This is a genomic window from Dyadobacter soli, from assembly GCF_900101885.1.
Lineage (GTDB): Bacteria > Bacteroidota > Bacteroidia > Cytophagales > Spirosomataceae > Dyadobacter > Dyadobacter soli.
In genome coordinates, this window is sequence record NZ_FNAN01000008.1 from 301,835 (window position 1) to 322,195 (window position 20,361).

Here is a 20,361-nt window from a genome sequence, read left to right on the forward strand (position 1 = left end):
AGGCAAGCGTGATTTTGCTTTTGGTACGGATTTTTAAAAGCGATGCGACAAATCGGCGAGAATCGCCATCAATCTCAACAATACCACGACCATTAAAACATCATTATCATGAAAGCGACAAAAGGCAAAACAGCTAGCAAGCAAATCACTGAAACAGACAGCGCAAAACTGAAAGAATTGTTTGTAGACGGGCTTAAAGACATTTACTGGGCTGAAAAGCACCTCGCCAAAGCATTGACTAAAATGTCGAAAAACGCGACTTCCGAAGAGTTGAGAGCCGCGTTCGAACAACATACTACCGAAACCGAGCAGCACGCCAAAACGGTGGAACAGGTATTTGAAATGATCGGCGAAAAAGCGCAGGCCAAGAAATGCGCAGCGATGGAAGGGCTTATCGAAGAAGCAAACGAAATACTCGAAAGCACCGACAAGGGTACGATGGTACGGGACTGCGGGCTGATCATGGCCGCACAAAAAGTAGAGCATTATGAAATCGCGTCATATGGCACGTTGCGCAACATTGCACGCACGCTCGGCCATTCCGACGTAGCCGACCTATTGCAACAAACGCTTGACCAGGAAGGTGAAACCGACCACAAGCTCACCGAACTGGCAGAAGCCTACGTGAACGAGGAAGCAAGTGTAGAGTAGAGGCTTCTGCCTTTTATAAAGCAGAGAGGCGACCGGGATTCCCGGCCGCCTCTTTTGCATTCAATATAACATCTACACCAGATTCAACTTGCCATGATCGCCGCCTTCAGGTGTCGTACCGGTGACAACCGCTTTAAGCATCGAGAAGAATACGACCATTTTGGAAGAAGTACTATCCCAATACGCGGCTTCTTGAGTGGTAACCCTCAGTACCGCCAGATCCGGATCGTCTTTCCCGCCCGGAAACCAGGCTTTCGACATCAGGTTCCACAACTCATCCTTGCGCCGCTCGCTCTCCACGATCGACGCGGTGCCCGATACGCTGACGTAAGTATTGTTTTTAGGGTCCGAGTAAATCAATGTCACCGGGTCACCGTGCCGCGCATCTCTGACCAGTTCTGTATGGCGACTGGTGAAGAACCATACATTGCCTTCCTGGTCGATATCCAGCGTGGTCATCGGCCGCGACACGATTTTACTGTCTTCGATGGTCGTGTACATGCAGAACCGGATATCCTCCGCCAGCGATTTCAGTTTCTTAATAGCCTGATTATCTTCAAAATCCTTTTCCATAACCGTTGTTTTTAGATCTGTTGAAATTTTGGTTTGAATCCAAATCTGTAAAACAACTGTTCCAAAGATGGTCTGTGGAGGCGACAGTTTCCGACGGTCGGCGGCTGACCGCCGACCATAGTCCGAGTTGTCATGGGTAGTCAGGAATAGTCATTGAAATATTATACTTGACCAAGCATGACAACATCTGACCACACTTGACCAAGCATGACAACATCTGACCACACTTGACCACTACCGTAGCAAAAATGCAATCGGCGGTCAGCCGTCGGCGGTCTGCGGTCGACATTAAAATTCCAAACGATAGTTCAGGATCGGCAGCATTCCGGTTTGGGTAATCAGCTTCACCCGATCTTCTTTCTTGTTGTAGTAGCGATCGAATGCATTCAGCCTGTTGGTCACATTCTGAATATCGAGCGAGATAGTCGAGGTTGTGCGCTTTTTGTTTTTGGTATAACTCACGCGGAGGTCGGTGCGGAAATAGGCTGGAAGTTGCTCCGAATAGCTTCGTGTCCAATCGCGCTCGGTCCGGCCTTTTTCTCTCGATTTTTCAAGATCGATGGGCGTGGTACGGTTACCGCCAGCCGCCAACAGCTTTATATTTGCTGCAAAAATATTGGTTTTACTCTTGCCGACCCGCCATTCCTTACCTGCCAGGAAGTTTTGCACATACTTGCCGTTGAAGCGGCTGTCGCGCTCGATACCATCGCGGCCCGTGTATTTGGATTGGTACAATGAAGTCGTACTCATCAGGTAAATGCCCGCCGTGAGTGATTTCTCGACCGTCAGTTCCAGACCGTAACTTCTTCCCTTGCCATCGCTCGTGAGTGAATCGCTTACAAAACCGCTGATCTCGTTCAACTGCGAGTTGTGGAGCAAATAGGGCGTAGTCGTATTCGCGGGGCCGATCGGGATATTGTAATGATGCTGGTAATAGGTTTCCGCAAGTACCCGCCAACTCGCCGACGGCCTGAACTCGTAACCCGCCACCAAATGTGCCGATTTGGTCAGTTTGAGGTTTTTATTGAGTAAATCGGTCTTGTCATCGGAAACTTTAACCTGTGCGAAATAGGTCGAAATCGATTCCGTTTTGCTGTGCAAACCCGCTCCCAGGCTCACCGTCGAACGCGGCGCTACCGCCCATCTCACACCCACACGCGGCTCGATCGAATAGTGATTGTTCAATGCGAGCAACATGCCATGCAATCCTGCATTCAAGGTAACGGTAGGTGTTAAACGCGACTTCCATTGCGCATATGCCTGTAAGAGTTGGGTGTTCCCTTTCCGATCCACATTCACTTCATAGGGGCCGTCCTCATTGTCCTTGTCGTACAGGTTGAAATCCAGGTGGTTGATGATCACGCCGAGCCGCACCGTGTTACGTGCATTGAGTTTGTAATTATATAAGGAGGAGAGCCTAAGTGATTGATTTACAAATTTTTGTTGATAAGTAGCATCGATATTTTTATCATAGAAATCACCTGTCTGGCTCGTAGCCGAGTACGAAACGATGTTTTCCATGTAAGATTTACTGTTGATATACCGGAGATAATTCACGCCCACCATCCCGCGGTTCGACTTGAATGTCTCCTTCCAATCGTCGTCATTGACCTTCGACGTACTGATACCGCCCATTCCCCATACGCTTACCACCACCTTGTCGTCGTAAGGAATATATACTTTAAAAGCGCCATCCTGAAAATCAATCGAAGCATCGCCATTAAGATTAACCCCGATTTTATTAAGAACTGACAGCGTAGAATAGCGGTAATTGGCCAGATAAGAAGCGCCGCCCTTGGGGCCAATGGGGCCTTCGGCAGCGAAATCGAGCCCGAGAATGCCGGCCTGCATCGCATATTCGCGTTTTTCATTGTTACCTTTTCTGAGTTTGAGGTCAAAAACACCGGAAGTGGCATTACCATATTCTGCGGGGAACGCGCCGGTCAGGAAGTCGGAGTTACCCAGCACGTTGGCACTCAATGCGCTGATGCCCCCGCCGCTGGCACCTTCCTGCGAAAAGTGGTTCGGATTAGGGATTTCGACGCCTTCCATGCGCCACAACATTCCCTTCGGACTATTACCCCGGATGATGAGCTGGTTGCTGCCGTCGTCCGTCGCCGCCACGCCGGCAAACGACATCGCCATCCGTGCCGGGTCGTTCACCGAAGCCGCGAAACGCTTTGTCTGATCTACCGTAAACGACCGGCCACTTACGCTCACCATGTCGTTCAGCGGCGCGCCATTTTCTTTCTGCGCCTTTACAACCACCTCATTCAGAGCCCGGAATGACTCGGTCAGCTTGACATTCAACTCGACTTCTTTCCCCGAGCCGACATTGATTTCCTGCACGAATGCATCGTCGTATCCAATGCTGGTAATTTTAAACGAATGGCGGCCGACAGGCACTTTCTCGATGCGGAAATTCCCTTCGGTATCGGTCACGCCACCGATAATGGGCGTTACGGAAGTCACAATCACATTCGCCCCGATCACCGGTTGCTGTGATTCGGTATCAACGACGCGTCCCTTGACGGTCTGGGCAGGCTGGGCAAAGGCCAGGGCGCTCACGGCCCCGGCCATTAAGGTCAAGATAAATTTTTTCATGGCTGGTTGTTTTGCAATTCTGACAACTCAGCGGTGAATGCCCCTAAAAATTTGTTGAAAAAATTTTTGAATGGTTTTTTTGACCGCCGACCATTGACCGCCGACCGTCGATTGCGTCTACTGTGCCAAACTGCATTTGACTTATTTACAAATTCCGATTTTCAGGTAGTCGGCGGTCAGCGGTCGGCCGTCGATCGCGTCTATTGTGCCAAACTGCATTTGACTTATTTACAAATTCCGATTTTCAGGCAGTCGGCGGTCAGCGGTCGGCCGTCGGCGGTCAATTATGCTACACCTTCCACTCCTCCAACCGATAAGCGCTATCCCAAAACACATATTCGAGCCGCGATGCGGTAATATATGCTTCGATCATTTTGGCTCGCGTTACTTCCGAAGCATTCTCGGCCAACTGGTCGCAGATGTCCAGCGCCTTCTGCACCGAATGGGCGAAATCTTCGCCTGCATAGGCATTGATCCAGTTTTGGTAGGGATTCGGAGTGGCCTGGTTCGCGTAAATGTAATCGCCGACTTGTTTGTAAATCCAGAAGCAGGGAAGCAATGCCGCGACCGTCACCTCGTAGGATTCGAACGCGCTCGTTGCCATCAGATAATTGGTATAGGCAAAACAGCCCGGCGCTTTGCCCGATTGGTAATCGATGACATATTCTTTGAAATAACCTAAATGCAATGCCCGCTCTACAAGGATGGCGTTTTGGGCAAATTGGAGGAAATCGAGCAGTTCGTGGCTGTTGCCTGCCTTGGTACCCGCCACGGCCAATGCGCGGGCGAAATCGGCGAGGTAGAGGGAATCCTGGTAAATGTAGAACTTGAACTTTTCGAGGGGTAACGTGCCTTCTTTAAGCTCCTGATTGAATGGGTGTTGTTTTATTTTTTCAAATATCGGCAATGCCTCGGCCCAGAGCAGGTCGGTAAATTTCATGATATAATCTGCATGGAAAGTGGTGAAAATGAATGGTTCAATGGACCTGGGCCATGTCCGGTAACGACGTCCCTACCCTCCCGGATGGCGCCCGCAATGTATTCCTTCGCGAAAATGATCGACTCCGCAAGCGAATTGCCTTTGGCCAGGTAGGTAGCAATGGCCGATGACAATGTGCAGCCCGTGCCATGGACATTCCGGCTCTCGATATAGTCCGATTCAAGGATTAGCGGCTCCTGCCCTCGTTGCGCCAGCACATCGTAAATGGTGGGAGCCACGAGGTGACCGCCTTTCAGCAGCACCGCTCTACATCCCCTCTCTACCATTTGAATGGCTGCGCCTTTCATGGTCGCGGGGGTGCGGATCTGGCCGCCGATGAGTATTTCCGCTTCGTCCAGATTAGGAGTGATCAGGTCGGCGCGGGGAAAAAGCTCATTCCAGAGCACCGCCACCGTCTCGTCCTGAATGAGTTTGGAACCGCTGGTAGACACCATTACCGGGTCGAAAACGACAAACGGTGGCCGGAAACGATCGAGCGCCTCCGCGATCACATGCGCCACTTCCGCGGTATTCACCATCCCGATTTTCACGGCATCGACGGTAATATCCTCAAAAACAGCCTCCAACTGTTCCTGCAAAAAAGCCGGCGGCACGGGATGGATGGCCCGCACACCCTGCGTGTTCTGCGCAGTAAGCGCGGTAATGGCCGAAGTTCCGTAGGCGCCCAGTGCGGCGATCGTTTTGAGATCGGCCTGGATGCCTGCGCCACCTCCGCTATCGGATCCGGCAATGGTGAGTACAGTAGGATAACGGTTCATAGGAATGTGGTTGGCTGTTTTCTGGTGTGGTTGTAGTGTTGGTCAGGTATTGTTGTCAGGAATTGGTCAGGTGTTGTTCGAAGCCGGCCAGAGGATCGCATCCTGAATAACCTTTTTGAGCGCTGCGGCGGCTTCGCGCGGCGATGGTGCGCTGCATATCGCCGACACTACGGCAATGCCGTTTGCGCCGTTCGATATTGCCTCGTGCGCATTATCCGTGTGCAGCCCTCCGATCACTACGAGCGGATGCCTGCTCTGCTGACGGGCCCATTGCAGGCCTTCGAGCTCCCAGGGCATCTCGGTATCGGTTTTCGTCGGAGTCGCAAAAAGCGGGCTCACGGCGAGGTAGGATAGGTTCCAATGTTCCGCTTCGAGTATATCGGTCTGTTTTTCTGCCGATAATCCAATGATTTTGCCCTCTCCAAGCAACCTGTGGGCCGTTTGAAAAGGCATATCGCTCTGCCCGATATGCACGCCATCCGCATCCACGGCTAAGGCTACATCCACACGGTCGTTGATTATCAAAGGGACATTATAAGTTTCCAAAAGGCTTTTCAGACGTTTCGCGCGATCGATGAATGCACGGGTTGAAAGCGATTTCTCCCGCAATTGCACCATCGTAACGCCACCCTTCACAGCCTCTTCCACGACCCAGAAAAAGTCGCGGCCCAGGCATGAGGCTTCGTCGGTTACCAGATACAGTTCGAGATTCAACATATTATTACTCAAATTTAATCTTACTCAATTCCCCCAAATGCGCCGGGCTTACCTCGGCCAATTTATCCAGAAAAGCAATCTGAAACGAACCTGGCAGTTTCGCGTCGCGGTAGGCCAGCTCTCCGCAAACACCCATCGCTGCCGCCGCCGAAACCGCCGCTTCGAACGGATCGCCGCAAATGGCCGCAAATGCGCCGGCAATAGCAGATGCCGCGCAGCCCATTCCCGTAACCTTGGTCATGAGCGGAACGCCATTGGAAACCCAGCCGGTGCGACTGCCCTGCACGATCACGTCCACCGCCCCGCTCACACTCACAACCGCGCCGAAGCGTGCACTCAGCGCCTGCGCGGCGCCAATGCTATCCGTCGAGTCGGCGGTGCTGTCTACACCTTTGGTTTGAATACTGGCGCCGGCCAATGCAAGGATCTCGGAGCCGTTGCCCCGGATAATGGTCGGGGGAGCAATTTCGAGCAGTTCGGTCAGTACCTTGTTGCGGTAGGGCGTTGCACCTGCTCCTACTGGGTCGAGGATGATGGGCTTGCCGAGTTCGGCCGCTTTTTTCATAGCCAGCTTCATCGCTTCCACCCAATGCGCCGAAAGCGTCCCGATGTTCACCACCAGCGCTCCCGCGATCGAAACCATATCCTCCACCTCTTCCACCGCATGCGCCATCACGGGCGACGCACCCACCGCCAGCAATGCATTGGCCGTGAAGTTCATCACGACGAAATTGGTAATATTATGAACCAGCGGAGCCGTGGCACGCAGTTTTTCGAGGTTTGTTTCTACCATTGGGGTTGATTTTTACCATTTGGGGGAGGAAGGAGGAAAGGGAGGAAAGGGACGAAGGAATTCTTTTTCCCCTTCCTCCATCCTCCCTTTCGTCCCTTTCTCCGTCTTCCTTTCTCCATCACCGACGAATGTAGTAGTTTTGGGTGGTTATCAAAAATCCATACGCTCACCTGATTATGATTAAAGCAGCAATTTTCGACATGGACGGCCTCCTTATCGACTCCGAACCGATGTGGACGGAAGCGGCGCGTTCTGTCATGCAAAAAGTAAATTTTGAAATTACCGACGCACTGCGCATTCAAAGTACCGGGCTGTCTATCAAGCTATTTCTCGATCTTTGCCACACAATCCAGCCCTGGAATACACCCTCTTTCGAAGAGCTTGAAAAGGAAATTCTGGAAAAAGCGCATCACGACATCCTGGCCACCGCCGAAGCCATGCCGGGAGCCATTACGCTGGTGAAGGAGCTGAAAAAACAGGGCCTGAAACTGGCCGTCGCATCGGCTTCGCATATGCACCTGATTGAGGGTGTGTTAAAAAGACTGGAAATTATTGACTACTTTGACACCTGGCATTCCGGCGAGCTGGAAAAACACACCAAGCCGCATCCGGCGGTGTACCTCACTACCGCCAAAAAACTCGGCGTTTTACCCGAAGAATGCATTGCTTTCGAAGACTCTCACGCAGGCCTGCGCGCCGCACATGCAGCGGGCATGATCACCATTTCGGTGCCTGCCGCGGAAGTTTTTGAAGATAAAAAGTTTGATATGGCACATTACAAGATCCCCTCGCTCGAAAAATACATACTCAGCGAAATGTCGGGTGTGCCGCAAAGTGTGATCGAAAACTAAACCTCGACCCTATCCCGCTGACCCCCGCATGATCGGACTCCGGCATTTCAGTATTATGATTATGATCAGGATAATAGTGATTGTCCTGAGCGTCATCGCCCTCGCCTGGCTGGCATCCAGGCACACCAACGAAACGCTGGTGTATATCCTGGGTACCATTTTCATATTCATACAGGGGTCGCTGCTGTACCAGTATGTGACGAACGTCAACCGAAAGCTGACCTACTTTCTGGAATCGGTGCGGTATTCGGATTTCACGATCAACTTCCGTTCCGACAACAAAATGGGCCGGACGTTCAAGGAGCTCAACCAGCAGTTCAATGAAGTGCTGCTCGCATTCAGGCAGGCGCGTGCAGAGAAGGAAGCCAATCTGCAATACCTGAATACCATTGTCCAGCACATCGGGACCGGCCTCATTACCTTCGACGCTAATGGGCAGGTGAACCTCATCAACAACGCCGCGCTCCGCATGTTGGGCATTTACCGTCTGCACCAGCTCATCGAGCTCAAAGAAAAGCACCCGCGCCTTTACGACCTGCTTTCCGACCTCGACACCGGCGTCCGCGACCTTTACCGCACACCCAACGACCAGCCCCTCGCATTACAGGCGGCCGCCATTCAGCTCCGTGGGATGTGGGTTAAAATTGTAGTATTACAAAACATTCAGACCGAGTTGCAGCAGCAGGAGATCGAATCCTGGCAAAACCTCACCCGCGTGCTCCGGCACGAGATCATGAACTCCATGACGCCGATCGTGTCGCTCGTGGGCACAATGCGCCTGATCGTGAACGAGGATATCGAGCGCTCCACGAACGACCAGGAGGCCGTCAATGACCTGAAAGAAGCATTATCAACCCTCGAAAAGCGCAGTAAGGGCATGATGCAGTTCGTAAATGCCTACCGCGATTTCACGACATTACCCAAACCCGTTTTCGCCAGCCTGGAAGTGGCCGAGCTTTTGCAGGAAGTAATACAACTGCTCCAAACGGATCTGACGCAATCCGGCGTGCTATGGAAATTGTCGGTAAAACCCGACACCCTCACCGTAAAAGCCGATGCCAGCCAGATCCAGCAGGTGCTGATTAACCTCATTAAAAATGCCTCGGAGGCATTCTCGCACCAAACCGACCGCCTCATTACCCTCTCGGCCTACCAGCTCGACGGCACGGTGATGATCGAAGTAGCCGATAATGGCGACGGCATCGAGCCCGAAGCATTGGAGAACATTTTCATTCCTTTTTATACCACCAAAAAAACCGGCTCCGGTATCGGCCTAAGTCTTTCCCGCCAGATTTTACAGCAGCACAACGGCCAGTTGAACGTCGAGTCGCAGGTTGGGAAGGGGACGGTGTTTACGTTGGTGTTTTAGGGACCGCTGACCACCGACCGCCGACCGCCGATTGGTTGTGTGATTATTGGTTTTTCAGGCTGTTAATCACAGTACAAGTTCGTTACCCCTGCACGACACAAGCGATCGGCGGTCAGCGGTCAGCGGTCGGCAGTCGATTGGTGATTATCGGTCTTTCAGTCTGTTAATCACAGTACAAGCTCGTTACCGCTGCACGATACAAGCGATCGGCGGTCAGCGGTCGGCCGTCGGCGGTCAAAAAACACCAAACGTTACAACCATCCCTCCCGCCACATTGTCCTCAACCAAACCTAAATACAATCCCATGAAAAAGTATGTATTCCTGCTTTTGGCCGCGATAGCGGTGGCGTGTAAAAGTACCGGTGTGGATAAGCGGGAAGATGGTATCAAATACAAGGAAACCGTCGTGCTGAATGATGTTCCGGCCGCAACGCTGACGTTTTTCGATGTGGAAGACAGCCGTTGCCCCGACGGTGTGACGTGTATCTGGGGTGGGCGTGCCGCGGTGGATCTGCTGCTTTCGGGCGTCACCACCGAGGGAGGCCTTATGGAGCATGTCAAAATGTGCCTCGGTACCTGCGATGCCAAGACGGGCTCGGATACGCTGGAAAAGACTTTTGCAGGACAAAAATATAAGTTGGTGCTCGTCGCCGTCAATCCTTATCCGAAGTTCGGCGATTCGACCAGGACCAAAGAAAAGTATTCGATACAGTTAAAAATCGAGCGGAAGTAGCTGGTTAAGCAACCATATGAAATAGAAGGGAGGCCCCTCGGCTTCCCTATTTTTGTGCCAGTTTACTCTGTTTGTACCCGTAACTGAAATAAATAACGAGCCCGATCGCCAGCCAGATCACGAAGATCAGCCAGTTTGAAGCGCCCAGTTCGGTCATGAGGTACAGGTTTGTGAGAATACCGGCCACGGGTAGCGCGGAGAAGTTGTGCTGGTAGCTCAAAATCGACAACGTACACCAGGTGATCCAGAAAATGATCGTCAGCAGCTTGTGCTCCATGATCTCTCCGAAGCTAAGCATCCGCCATTCTACAATTACACCTTTGCCGTACGTCAGCAGGCCGATGACGGCAAGGCAAAACAACCCGCCTACCAGGAATTTTCCATTGATATAAGGCACGCGGAATTTGGAACGTGCTGAAATGCCTTTATGATCGAGGTACAACACGCCGGCGCATACGAGGATGAATGCGAAGAATGTTCCCACGCTCGTCAGGTCGACGAAGAAATCCATTTTGAAGAACAATGCGGGAATACCCACTACAAAACCTGTGACGATCGTGGCGAAGGACGGCGTCTGGTATTTGGGGTGGATTTTGGCAAACCGTTTCCAAAGCAATCCGTCGCGGCTCATCGTCATCCAGATCCTCGGCTGGCCCAACTGGTACACCAGCAATGCACTGGTGATCGCGATGACCGAGCTCACGGAAATCACGCCCGCCATAAAATCCAGGCCGTTCTTTTGGAATACAAATGCCAGCGGATCGCTCACTTTCAGCTCGGTGTAGTTCACCATTCCCGTGAGCACGAGCGTAATCAATACATATAATACGGTACAAATCACCAGGCAGTAAATCATCGCCTTGGGCATATCCTGCTGTGGGTTGCGGCATTCCTCGGCTGTGGTGGATATGGAGTCGAAGCCGATGAATGCGAAGAATACGGCCGCCACACCGCTTAGCACGCCTTTCACGCCATTGGGTGCAAAGGGCGACCAGTTTTCAGGTTTTACATAAAATGCACCCGCCAGAATTACGAGCAATACCACTGCTACTTTGAGCACGACCATGATGTTACTCGCCGTCCGCGACTCGCGTATGCCGACGTAAACTAATGCCGTAATGAGCAATGTCACCAGGCCAGCAGGCAAATTGAGGAGAATATGAATATCACCGATGGTAGGTGCCGACTCGTATGCCGAAGCTGCAAACCGTTCATAATCCGACAACTGTGCCGCGCCGGAGCTTTGCAGTTTCAGAAATGCCTCACGCGCCGATTCACCGTTGATCGTGAGCCAGCCGGGCAATGTGATACCGAAACCTTTAAGCATACTTACAAAATATTCCGACCACGAAATGGCCACCACCATGTTGGAAACAGCGTATTCGAGGATGAGCGCCCAGCCGATGATCCACGCGAACAACTCGCCGAATGCCACGTACGCATACGTGTACGCGCTCCCGGAGACGGGCACCGTGCTCGCGAACTGCGCATACGAGAGCGCCGTGAATACGCAGGCAATAGCCGTAAAAACGAAGAGCAGTGATACCGCCGGGCCACCATTGTAGCTCGCCAAACCGATGGTACTGAATATCCCCGCGCCTACAATGGCCGCGATACCGAGCGACACCAGGTCGCGCACACCGAGCACTTTGGCCAGGCCCCCTTCACCTCCCGCATGGGCATCTTTCAGAATTTGGTCGACGGATTTTTTTCGGAAAAGCGGAGAATTCTGGCTCATGCAGGCGTCTAGTTATCAGGTATCAAGTTTGTAATAAGCAGGGCTAAAAATAATGATATTCTAAAACGATCCCGGCATCGCCTGAAAATTTGTTCCTTTTATCCCAAAAAATCCGTAGAAAATTCTTCGAAAGGGAAATCAAACAGGGAATGATTGCGTTATCGAAATGATCCCCGTTACTCCGTTCCGCTAATTTGCCCATGAAAAGAATCACTACATGCTTCATCAGCTTCATCCTGTCCATTCAATTCCTTGCAGCCCAAGGTGTTAAATCCTATTCCACCGCCCAGGCACATTCCCACAATGATTATGAAAGGGCGCGCCCGCTTGAGGATGCCTACGAACAGCAGTTCGGGTCGGTGGAGGCTGATGTTTTCCTCGTCAACGACACCCTTTTTGTTGCCCACAACCTCAAAGACATTCGTCCCAACCGTACTTTCACGGCATTGTACCTTCTTCCGATCCTTCAAAAAACAGAACAGAACGGCGGACGCATTTATACGCAGGACAACGTGCCGCTGCAATTGCTGATCGACCTCAAAACGGAAGGCGAGCCGACATTGGCAGCGCTGATCAAGTTACTGGAACCGCACAAAAACATCTTCGCGCCGACGGGTAGCGTCAAAATCGTCGTCAGCGGCAATGTTCCCGATCCTTCTTTATTTGAAAAATACCCCAACTTCATCTATTTCGACGGTCGCCCCGAGAAAGTTTACACCCCTGCGCAAATGGCGCATGTGGGGTTGGTCAGCCAGGCATTTCAGCAGTATTCCAAATGGAATGGTGAAGGGCCTCTTTTGGAAAAGGATAAAAAGAAGATCCAGAAGATGATCAACGATGTGCACGACATGGGCAAGAAGGTACGGATATGGGCCACGCCCGACAATATCAATTCCTGGAAAACCATGATGGCCCTCGGCGTCGATTACCTCAACACCGACAAAGTCCGCGAGCTCGGCGACTACCTCCGTACTGCTCCACGGTAGTTTTACAAAACAAAATACGGCCAGGGATAATTTTTCAATAGTATCAAATGGCTTTGGGAGAGTTATAGACTATATTGTACTGCTATCAATTAGTCTAACCTGCCCTTTATGTCTGCTGAAAATACCGCTGCGCTCAAAAAAGTCCTCAAACCGATCCATCTCTGGGCAATAGCCGTGGGGCTGGTGATTTCGGGGGAATACTTCGGCTGGAATTACGGTTGGGGCGTATCGGGTACCATCGGCTTCCTGATCGCGACGCTCGTGGTGACGGTCATGTATGTGACATTCATTTTCAGCTTCACCGAGCTTACTACCTCCATTCCGCAGGCTGGCGGGCCGTTTTCTTATGCTTACCGTGCATTCGGCTGGTGGGGCGGGCTTATAGCGGGTTATGCCACGCTCGTCGAGTTCCTGGTGACGCCTCCGGCCATTGCATTTGCATTGGGCAGCTATACCCATTTTTTGTATCCCAATTTGCAAGTGCTGGAAGTTGCATTCGCCTGCTATGCGATTTTTATTGTAATTAATTTACTGGGGATCAAAGAGTCGGCCACTTTTTCGCTCGTTGTCACGCTGCTGGCGGTAGTGGAACTGCTCATTTACATCGGGATCGTCGCCCCGCATTTCTCTTACGACACATTCGTTTCCGAGCCAATGCCTTTCGGGTGGGGCGGCGTTTTTGCCGCATTGCCGTTTGCCATCTGGTTTTACCTCGCCATCGAAGGTGTAGCTATGGTAGCCGAAGAGGTGGAAGACCCGAAAAGGACCATTTCGCTGGGTTACATTTACGGCATTCTCACATTGGTAGTACTTGCATTGGCCGTGATGGTTTTCACCGGCGGCATAGCGCCCTGGAAGGAACTCAGCGATATCGACTATCCGCTACCGGCCGCATTGGGCATCGTGCTCGGGCGCGACAGCGGGCTTACCCAGCTTTTTGCCAGCCTGGGCCTTTTTGGCCTTATCGCCTCCTTTCACGGAACAGTTATCGGTTATTCAAGACAAATTTTCGCGCTAGCCCGTGAAGGTTACCTTCCGTCAGCTCTGGGGAATGTGAATGCACGCTTCCAGACGCCGCATTGGGCGCTCGTCGCCGGGGGCATTGCCGGGTGCGTCGCATTGTCGCTCGGCACCACCGATCAGGTCATTATCCTCGCCGCATTGGGCGCGGTGGTGATGTACATTATCAGTATGGTAGCGCTGTTTGCATTGAGAAGCAAGGAACCGCACCTCGAAAGGCCTTTTAAAGTACCCGCATTCCCCTACTTCCCGGCCGTCGCGCTGGCAATTTCCGTGCTCTGCCTGGTGGCGATCGTGTATTACAACTGGCTGCTGAGCCTGTGGTTTTTCGGTGGGCTGCTGGCGGTAGCAATCATTTTCAGCCTCACAGGCCGCCATAGGAAACTCGAAACTTTGCAACACTCAGAAGAAGAACGTCACGCCTAGTTTGGCGGCAAACGGCGTACCGGGCGTGAAATGGATTTCTTGCACCGGCTCAGCTTCGTCTTTCAACCGGCTTTCCGTTGCAAACTGGGTCTCTTTCCATTTGGTATTGAACAAGTTCTGGATAGAAAGGCCGACGTTATACCTGCTTTGGGTGTAATTCAATTGCAAATCGCTCACGAAATATCCTTTCGCCACAATCGAATTATCCTCGTTGGCGGGCCGGTTGGCAATGTACCGGTAGCGCAGCGAGCCGTTCAGGCCATTCGGCATTTGCAGGGATAATCCGCCCGCCGACGTAAATACCGGCGCTAACGGCAGGTGATTCATGCCTTCTATTTCACCCACGGCGCGGGGTTTGGCGGTGTTGAAGTCGGCATCTGCGTAAAGCGTTTTGGTGAGCTGGTAACGCACCGACAAGTCGAGCCCCTGCCTGCGCGACTTCCCACTCGGCTCTACCACGCCCGCATCTCCCACATACACAAATTCCTGCGCCATCCACAAATACCACGCAGCGGCATTCACCACCATTTTAGGAAATGGTTTGAAAATCACGCCCAGATCGGAGCCATATGCGCCGGGCAGAATCTGTTTACCGCCTTGCGGTACTACTACGCGGGTATCATTGGAATGGAACCCTTTCCCGGTATTCAGGTACAGTTGGAGGCCTGGGTTAAATGTGTAGTAAAAATTGATTTTGGGCGAAACAATGGCATCACCCGCGTGCTTCTTGGTGACTGGCTTATCAAGCAGGTCTTCATATTGATCTCTGAAATAATCCAGGCGAACGCCCGCATTTACCGAGAAGCGATCGGTGAATCGTACAACTTCGTCCACGTATACCGATGCATTCAGTTCGTTGATATTGCCCAGTTGATAGTGTTCGAGCGTTTCCGTGCGGTTTTTGGTGTGCGAAAGTTCGGTGCCGCGGGTGAGGTCATGGCGGTATTGAATGCCCGCAGTGGTTACCCAACTGGTTTTTCCAATGAAAGTTTCCTTTGAAATACTTCCATTATAACCATACAGGTTGCGCCGCTCCTTCTGGCGGATCTGATCGCCATTCAGCGAATCTTCGAGAAAGAAAGTAAAGTTGGAATACAGTTCGAAATTGTAATTGCTGTAAAATACCTGATTTTTGATCACAAAATTCCGCGGCGTAACCGTCACGAACTGTGCATTGAAGTTGGTACGGCTGGTTTCGCCGCCTTCCGTGGGATCGATTGAACCGTAAAAACCGATTAGCCCCGATTCTATCGCACGGTCGGGAATCTGCCCGGAGTGGTTCCATTTGCTCCAAAAAGTAGAGCCGGTCAATGTCAGGTTCGTATTCGGCGCGATGTGCCCATGGTACTTACCCACCAGGTTCAACCGGTTGAAATGCTGCGGATTATCGAAATAGGAATTGGTAAATGAATATTCCGAAGCAATGTAGGCCGACTGATTTTTCTCCCTGCCTTTCCGGCCAAGCAAATCGATACCCGCAACGGCCCGGTAGGTATCGAACTGCCCCGCTTCCAGCTTCACGAACGACTTTTCCAACGCATCCTTAGTCCGGAAATCGGCCCAGCCCGCGGTACTGAAATTGCCTTTGTCGGTCGTATAAGTCCCTTTTTTGAAATCCACACCATTAACCAGTTCCGGGATCACGAAATGCAGGTCGGCATAACCCTGCCCGTGTGCGTGCGAAACCATATTCACCGGCATGCCGTCGACCGTCAGCTGGATGTCGGTACCATGATCGATATCGAAGCCGCGCAGGAATATCTGTTCCGCTTTTCCTCCGCCGGCGTGCTGCCCGATAAACAGTCCCGGCACAATGCGCAATATTTCCTGCGAGTTGGTAATGGGCCGCAGCCGGATGTCCAGACTGCTGATGAGCTGCTGGTCGTGCGCGCGCTGCGTGGAAACGGTCACTTCGCTGAGCTCCACATTCGCATTGGCTAATTCTGTTTTCAAAAACGCCGTTTCATCGTCGGTCACATTCACTTCGAGCACCTGCGCACGGAAGCTCACGTGCGTGAGCTCGACCTTGTAACGGGCTGCTACCAGGCTTTCGAACCGGTATTGCCCGAGCTCGTTGGTAATAGCAGCCTTCCCTGTCCCGGAGAGCTGAACAGTCACATCTTTGAGCGGCAAACGGGTCGCCTGATCATACACCACGCCCGAAATGCCTCCGAGGTGGGCAAGCGCCCGAAGGCTGACGAGCATAAAGCAATACAGGAGTATAAGTTTTTTCATACAAAACAGTCGGACAGGTGAAGGCGATCGGTATATAAATTTAAGATTAGTTTTCCGGCTTGCGACAGCAGACGGTTGTGCAATAGCTTATTTTGACTTTATTTTAATGCGAGGTTATTTTGAATAAATTATCTAAAAGATAATTCGACGCATTCTGTAAATCTCACTTTGCAATTAATTCGTATATTATCCTATTATTTGCATTACAGCCGGCATTTAGCGGTTGTTTCCAAATACAATCCATTTTACAATCATACTTTAAGCGGGCACAGGCTGACTATTTATACCAAAGATGAATATTCTAATCGTTGAGGACGACTTTATCATTGCGAAACATCTTCAATTTTTGCTTAATGGTTTCGGCTACGACGCAAACGATATCGCAACCGATTATACGACGGCCACAGAAATCCTCCAAAGCAAGGTTTTTCACCTGGCCGTACTGGATATCAACCTCAATGGCTATCAAACCGGAATCGACCTGGCCCATTATATCCGGGAGAACTTTAAGATTCCATTTCTATTTCTATCGGCGCACGAGGACATCGCGGTAGTAAACGCCGCATTGCAGGCAGCGCCACATGCGTTTTTGCAGAAGCCTTTCCAGAAGATCACGGTGTACACGGCCGTCAAGCTCGCGCTGAAAAATTACCGGCTGGCAGCACTGGCGGGTGAAACTACTTCGGAGGAAAAGGAAGATACTACGGTGATCAAGGACGCGCTGTTCATCAAGGAAAAACACATGTTCACCAAGATCATGCTGACGGACATTCTGTACATCCGGAGCGACGACAACTACCTTGAACTGCATACCACCAAGAAGAAATACACGATCCGGGAGACGCTGAAAAACATGCTTCAGCAGCTTCCCACCAACTACTTCTTTCGCGTACATAAGTCGTTCATTATCAACCTGAACGCAATCACAGGAATCGACTACGTGCACGTGATGATCAACGACATCGAGATCCCGATCACGAACGATAACCGGACCGAACTTCTGAGCCGCATCAGAACATTCTCCTGACAGCTAGTACCACCTGCCCGAAAAACGGTTACTTACGGTTTCCCCGACTTCACCCCAGAAAAGCCAGACTTCACCCCTTTGATTTGTTGAGGTGTTACGTGCGAAGTAATTTTATAGCACGTAAACACCCTCTTCTATTATTACATATATACTTTACCCCGACAGAAGGCCTGGGCTTCATTAAATTTTAAAATTTTTCTGAGGTCCAGGCATCTGTTTCACTCCAAAAAACGTAACTAGGTCGATTGAGCATATTTGGCATGATACTGAGCATTATGCACACATTTGTTTCTCAAACGCACACATATTTACCGTACCAAACCTAAACTAAATCGCTATCAGTTTTAATTAAATATCGTTGAGAATAATTGAACATCCCCGGGGGCTTCCTCTGGGATGTTTTGTTTATATACTACTGAGAGTCAGGTATTGTCAGATTATGATCAGGGATAGATCAGGTATTTCTTCCGCATTTCCTTGAATAGCCCGAGGCCCGGCTCCCAGCTTTTGCGTATCTCCACTTCCGAAGCGCCGGCGATGATTTGTTTTTTGAGGTTTTCGGTACCCGATAGCTTATCGAAGTTGCCCATTTGCTTGCTTTGGCTCATGTCGAAAAACTTCTCCTTGTCGGGATAGGCCTTGTAGAGCTCGATGAGCCATTTCAGGTTGAGTTTGCCGCTTTTCCGGATGTCTTTCAGGTCATATTTGCGTAAATCGAGGCCATAGCATTCTTTGTCCTGATGCAGCGGCGTTTCGCTCATGCCTTTAATGCTGTGCGGGGTAAATGTAAAATCGTATTTGCCTTTCAGCAACGGCGCGCCGAGCACTGTAAAGGGCATATAAGTGCCTCGTCCCTGGCTCAGGATCGTCCCTTCGAACATGCAAATGTGCGGGTACAGCATCACGGATTGTTGGGTATTGAGGTTCGGCGAAGGCATTACCGGCAGTATATAAGGCGTGTCGTGCGTGTAGTTCGCCACTTTGATGATTTTCAATTTGCATTGCATTTTATTTGGTAACCAGCCCTCACCATTGATCATCTGGGCTAATTCAGCTATCGTAAGGCCGTGTGAGATGGGTATTTTGTACATCCCTATGCCTGAATGCAGGTGGTCTTCGAGTATCGGTCCATCCACCAGGAAACCATTCGGATTAGGCCTGTCGAAGATGAGCATTTCCTTGTTGTTCTCCGCGCATGCCTCCATCACATGCCCGAGCGTGTTGATGTACGTGTAAAAGCGCGCGCCCACGTCCTGAATATCGAAGATCATCAGGTCAATGGCCGCCATCTGGTCCTTGGTGGGCTTTTTGAGCTTTCCATAGAGCGAAATGGCCGGTATACCGGTTTTCGGATCGATGCTGTCGCTTACCTTGTCTCCATTGCTCGCTGTGCCTCGAAAACCGTGCTCCGGCCCGAAAATGGTGACGATATTCACGCCCAATGCTACCAGGCTGTCGACGATCGGTTTGGTACCGATGATGGACGTTTGGTTTACCACAATGCCAATTTTCTTCCCTTTTAAATAGTCGAGATATTGGGAAATCTGGTCGGCGCCGGTGGTCGGACCTTTGGCCTTGGTAAGATCTTCGGGGGCCGCGGAGAGCGAATCCGCCATTGCCCGGCTCTTCTGGGATGTCGAGTTTACGCAGTTGCTGTTCGTGGCTAATGCGGCTGTGAGGCTGAATGCTAAGGCTAAGGTTTTCATGGGATTTAGACGTGGCTTTGATTTTGATGCCACGAAGACACGAATTAGCACGAATTCGTGGACATTAGTGTCTTCGTGGCAAACAAAAATTTAAAACAGGCGCATCTGCCCTGCCCGCATAAACTGCGAGGTATCCAAAGGCGGCAACTCGCGTCCGGCGAGGTATTTTTTGCAACAATGCTCGTGCAGCTGCCGGATATGCTCCGCAAAATTACCCTCTCCCACCATTCTTATTCCAAACCGCGAATCGTTGACCGCGCCGCCGTGACATTCTTTGATCTGGTTCAAAACCTTCGCCGCCCTGTCGGGGAAATGGTGATGGATCCATTCATCGAACAATGTCGAGATCGCGCCATTCAGCCGCACCACCGTGTAATGCGACCATAATGCGCCGTTTTCAGCAATCGCCTGAATGAGCGCAGGTATTTCCTGGTCGTTCAAGCCCGGAATGATCGGTGCCGTCATGACGCCCGTGGGAATGCCGGCTTCGCTCAATGTTTTAAGCACCTGCAAACGTCTTTTGCCTGTAACCGTCCGTGGTTCCAATGCGCTGCGTAATTCTTCATTCAGGGAAGTGATTGAAAGTGCCGCGTGTACGAGGTTCAGTTTAGCCATTTTTTCCAGCACGTCCAGATCCCGCAGGATCAATGCATTCTTGGTCAGGATACTCACCGGGTTCCGGTAGCGCAGGCATATTTCCAGGAGTTGCCTTGTAATGCGGTACTTCTTTTCTCCCGGCTGATAACAATCCGTATTCCCGGAGATGTGAATGTTATGCGGCACCCACTTTTTCGAGTTGAACAGCTTTTCCAGCAATTGCGGTGCATTCTTTTTGACCACAATTTTTGTCTCAAAATCCAGCCCCGCCGAAAAGCCCCAGTACTCGTGCGAATTGCGGGCATAGCAGTAAATGCAGCCATGCTCACAGCCCCGGTAAGGATTAATCGAATGAAAATCAGGTAAATCAGGACTGTCCGAAACGCTCATGAGCGTCTTGGATTCCTCTTCGATGAATTGTGTTTTAGGATTTACCTCGGGATCTTCCCACTGCTGCCAGTCTTCGGAGGTGTACTCGATCTCGTGCTTGAAGAATTTGTTGGGCGTGTTGATAGCAGCCCCGCGCCCGCGTGCCCGGTTGTCCATTGTTTTCCAGTAAGTTGATGAAGTTATGAAG

Annotated in this window: 17 protein-coding genes; 7 read left to right on the plus strand and 10 right to left on the minus strand. The window is 51.2% G+C overall.

The features are described 5' to 3' along the window. Nucleotides 1-108: 108 nt before the first annotated feature. A complete protein-coding gene (locus BLQ88_RS14895; protein WP_090151324.1) occupies nucleotides 109-651 on the plus strand; it encodes a YciE/YciF ferroxidase family protein in 543 nt (180 codons plus the stop codon). Nucleotides 652-723: 72 nt separating this feature from the next. Here BLQ88_RS14895 and BLQ88_RS14900 read toward each other — a convergent pair whose 3' ends face one another. The 6 genes from BLQ88_RS14900 to thiM all read right to left on the minus strand — a co-directional run bounded on the left by BLQ88_RS14900 (nucleotide 724) and on the right by thiM (nucleotide 7,096). Then, nucleotides 724-1,224 (minus strand): pyridoxamine 5'-phosphate oxidase family protein, encoded by a 501-nt coding sequence (locus BLQ88_RS14900; protein ID WP_090151327.1) that lies wholly within the window; start codon nucleotides 1,222-1,224, stop codon nucleotides 724-726. 288 nt (nucleotides 1,225-1,512) lie between these two features. After that, nucleotides 1,513-3,828 (minus strand): TonB-dependent receptor, encoded by a 2,316-nt coding sequence (locus tag BLQ88_RS14905; RefSeq protein ID WP_090151330.1) that lies wholly within the window; start codon nucleotides 3,826-3,828, stop codon nucleotides 1,513-1,515. Nucleotides 3,829-4,117: 289 nt separating this feature from the next. Continuing rightward, entirely contained in the window at nucleotides 4,118-4,768 is a 651-nt protein-coding gene (gene tenA / locus BLQ88_RS14910) for a thiaminase II (protein ID WP_090151333.1), read from the minus strand. Beyond that, nucleotides 4,765-5,586: a bifunctional hydroxymethylpyrimidine kinase/phosphomethylpyrimidine kinase gene (gene thiD / locus BLQ88_RS14915; protein WP_090151337.1), complete on the minus strand. Its 822-nt coding sequence runs from the start codon at nucleotides 5,584-5,586 to the stop codon at nucleotides 4,765-4,767. The genes tenA and thiD overlap by 4 nt, the downstream gene beginning before the upstream one ends. Before the next feature lie 66 nt (nucleotides 5,587-5,652). Continuing rightward, nucleotides 5,653-6,303 (minus strand): thiamine phosphate synthase, encoded by a 651-nt coding sequence (gene thiE, locus BLQ88_RS14920; protein WP_090151340.1) that lies wholly within the window; start codon nucleotides 6,301-6,303, stop codon nucleotides 5,653-5,655. 4 nt (nucleotides 6,304-6,307) lie between these two features. Then, on the minus strand, nucleotides 6,308-7,096 hold the full coding sequence (thiM, locus tag BLQ88_RS14925) for a hydroxyethylthiazole kinase (RefSeq protein ID WP_090151343.1): 789 nt from the start codon (nucleotides 7,094-7,096) through the stop codon (nucleotides 6,308-6,310). 176 nt (nucleotides 7,097-7,272) lie between these two features. On the opposite strand from thiM, the gene hxpB reads away from it, so the two are divergent. The 3 genes from hxpB to BLQ88_RS14940 all read left to right on the plus strand — a co-directional run bounded on the left by hxpB (nucleotide 7,273) and on the right by BLQ88_RS14940 (nucleotide 10,049). Next, nucleotides 7,273-7,947 (plus strand): hexitol phosphatase HxpB, encoded by a 675-nt coding sequence (hxpB, locus tag BLQ88_RS14930; protein ID WP_090151348.1) that lies wholly within the window; start codon nucleotides 7,273-7,275, stop codon nucleotides 7,945-7,947. A 55-nt stretch (nucleotides 7,948-8,002) separates the two neighbouring features. Beyond that, on the plus strand, nucleotides 8,003-9,316 hold the full coding sequence (locus BLQ88_RS14935; protein ID WP_229212705.1) for a sensor histidine kinase: 1,314 nt from the start codon (nucleotides 8,003-8,005) through the stop codon (nucleotides 9,314-9,316). Nucleotides 9,317-9,620: 304 nt separating this feature from the next. Beyond that, nucleotides 9,621-10,049, plus strand: coding sequence for a hypothetical protein (locus BLQ88_RS14940; protein WP_090151353.1), 429 nt, complete (start codon nucleotides 9,621-9,623; stop codon nucleotides 10,047-10,049). Between the two features lie 46 nt (nucleotides 10,050-10,095). Here BLQ88_RS14940 and BLQ88_RS14945 read toward each other — a convergent pair whose 3' ends face one another. Then, nucleotides 10,096-11,787: an amino acid permease gene (locus BLQ88_RS14945; RefSeq protein ID WP_090151356.1), complete on the minus strand. Its 1,692-nt coding sequence runs from the start codon at nucleotides 11,785-11,787 to the stop codon at nucleotides 10,096-10,098. A 200-nt stretch (nucleotides 11,788-11,987) separates the two neighbouring features. Here BLQ88_RS14945 and BLQ88_RS14950 point away from each other — a divergent pair, with 200 nt between their 5' ends. Further along, the gene (locus BLQ88_RS14950; protein ID WP_090151358.1) at nucleotides 11,988-12,773 is read left to right on the plus strand and encodes a phosphatidylinositol-specific phospholipase C/glycerophosphodiester phosphodiesterase family protein; all 786 of its coding nucleotides are present in this window, start codon (nucleotides 11,988-11,990) and stop codon (nucleotides 12,771-12,773) included. A 108-nt stretch (nucleotides 12,774-12,881) separates the two neighbouring features. Continuing rightward, on the plus strand, nucleotides 12,882-14,219 hold the full coding sequence (gene eat / locus BLQ88_RS14955) for an ethanolamine permease (protein ID WP_090151361.1): 1,338 nt from the start codon (nucleotides 12,882-12,884) through the stop codon (nucleotides 14,217-14,219). Here eat and BLQ88_RS14960 read toward each other — a convergent pair. Then, nucleotides 14,196-16,454 (minus strand): TonB-dependent receptor, encoded by a 2,259-nt coding sequence (locus tag BLQ88_RS14960; RefSeq protein ID WP_090151364.1) that lies wholly within the window; start codon nucleotides 16,452-16,454, stop codon nucleotides 14,196-14,198. The genes eat and BLQ88_RS14960 overlap by 24 nt on opposite strands. A gap of 292 nt (nucleotides 16,455-16,746) precedes the next feature. Here BLQ88_RS14960 and BLQ88_RS14965 point away from each other — a divergent pair, with 292 nt between their 5' ends. Continuing rightward, nucleotides 16,747-17,481, plus strand: coding sequence for a LytR/AlgR family response regulator transcription factor (locus tag BLQ88_RS14965; protein ID WP_090151367.1), 735 nt, complete (start codon nucleotides 16,747-16,749; stop codon nucleotides 17,479-17,481). A gap of 443 nt (nucleotides 17,482-17,924) precedes the next feature. On the opposite strand, the gene BLQ88_RS14970 is transcribed toward BLQ88_RS14965, so the two are convergent. Both BLQ88_RS14970 and BLQ88_RS14975 read right to left on the minus strand, forming a co-directional pair. Then, nucleotides 17,925-19,187 (minus strand): exo-beta-N-acetylmuramidase NamZ family protein, encoded by a 1,263-nt coding sequence (locus BLQ88_RS14970; RefSeq protein WP_090151370.1) that lies wholly within the window; start codon nucleotides 19,185-19,187, stop codon nucleotides 17,925-17,927. A 90-nt stretch (nucleotides 19,188-19,277) separates the two neighbouring features. Continuing rightward, the gene (locus tag BLQ88_RS14975) at nucleotides 19,278-20,330 is read right to left on the minus strand and encodes a PA0069 family radical SAM protein (protein ID WP_090151373.1); all 1,053 of its coding nucleotides are present in this window, start codon (nucleotides 20,328-20,330) and stop codon (nucleotides 19,278-19,280) included. Nucleotides 20,331-20,361: the final 31 nt, after the last annotated feature.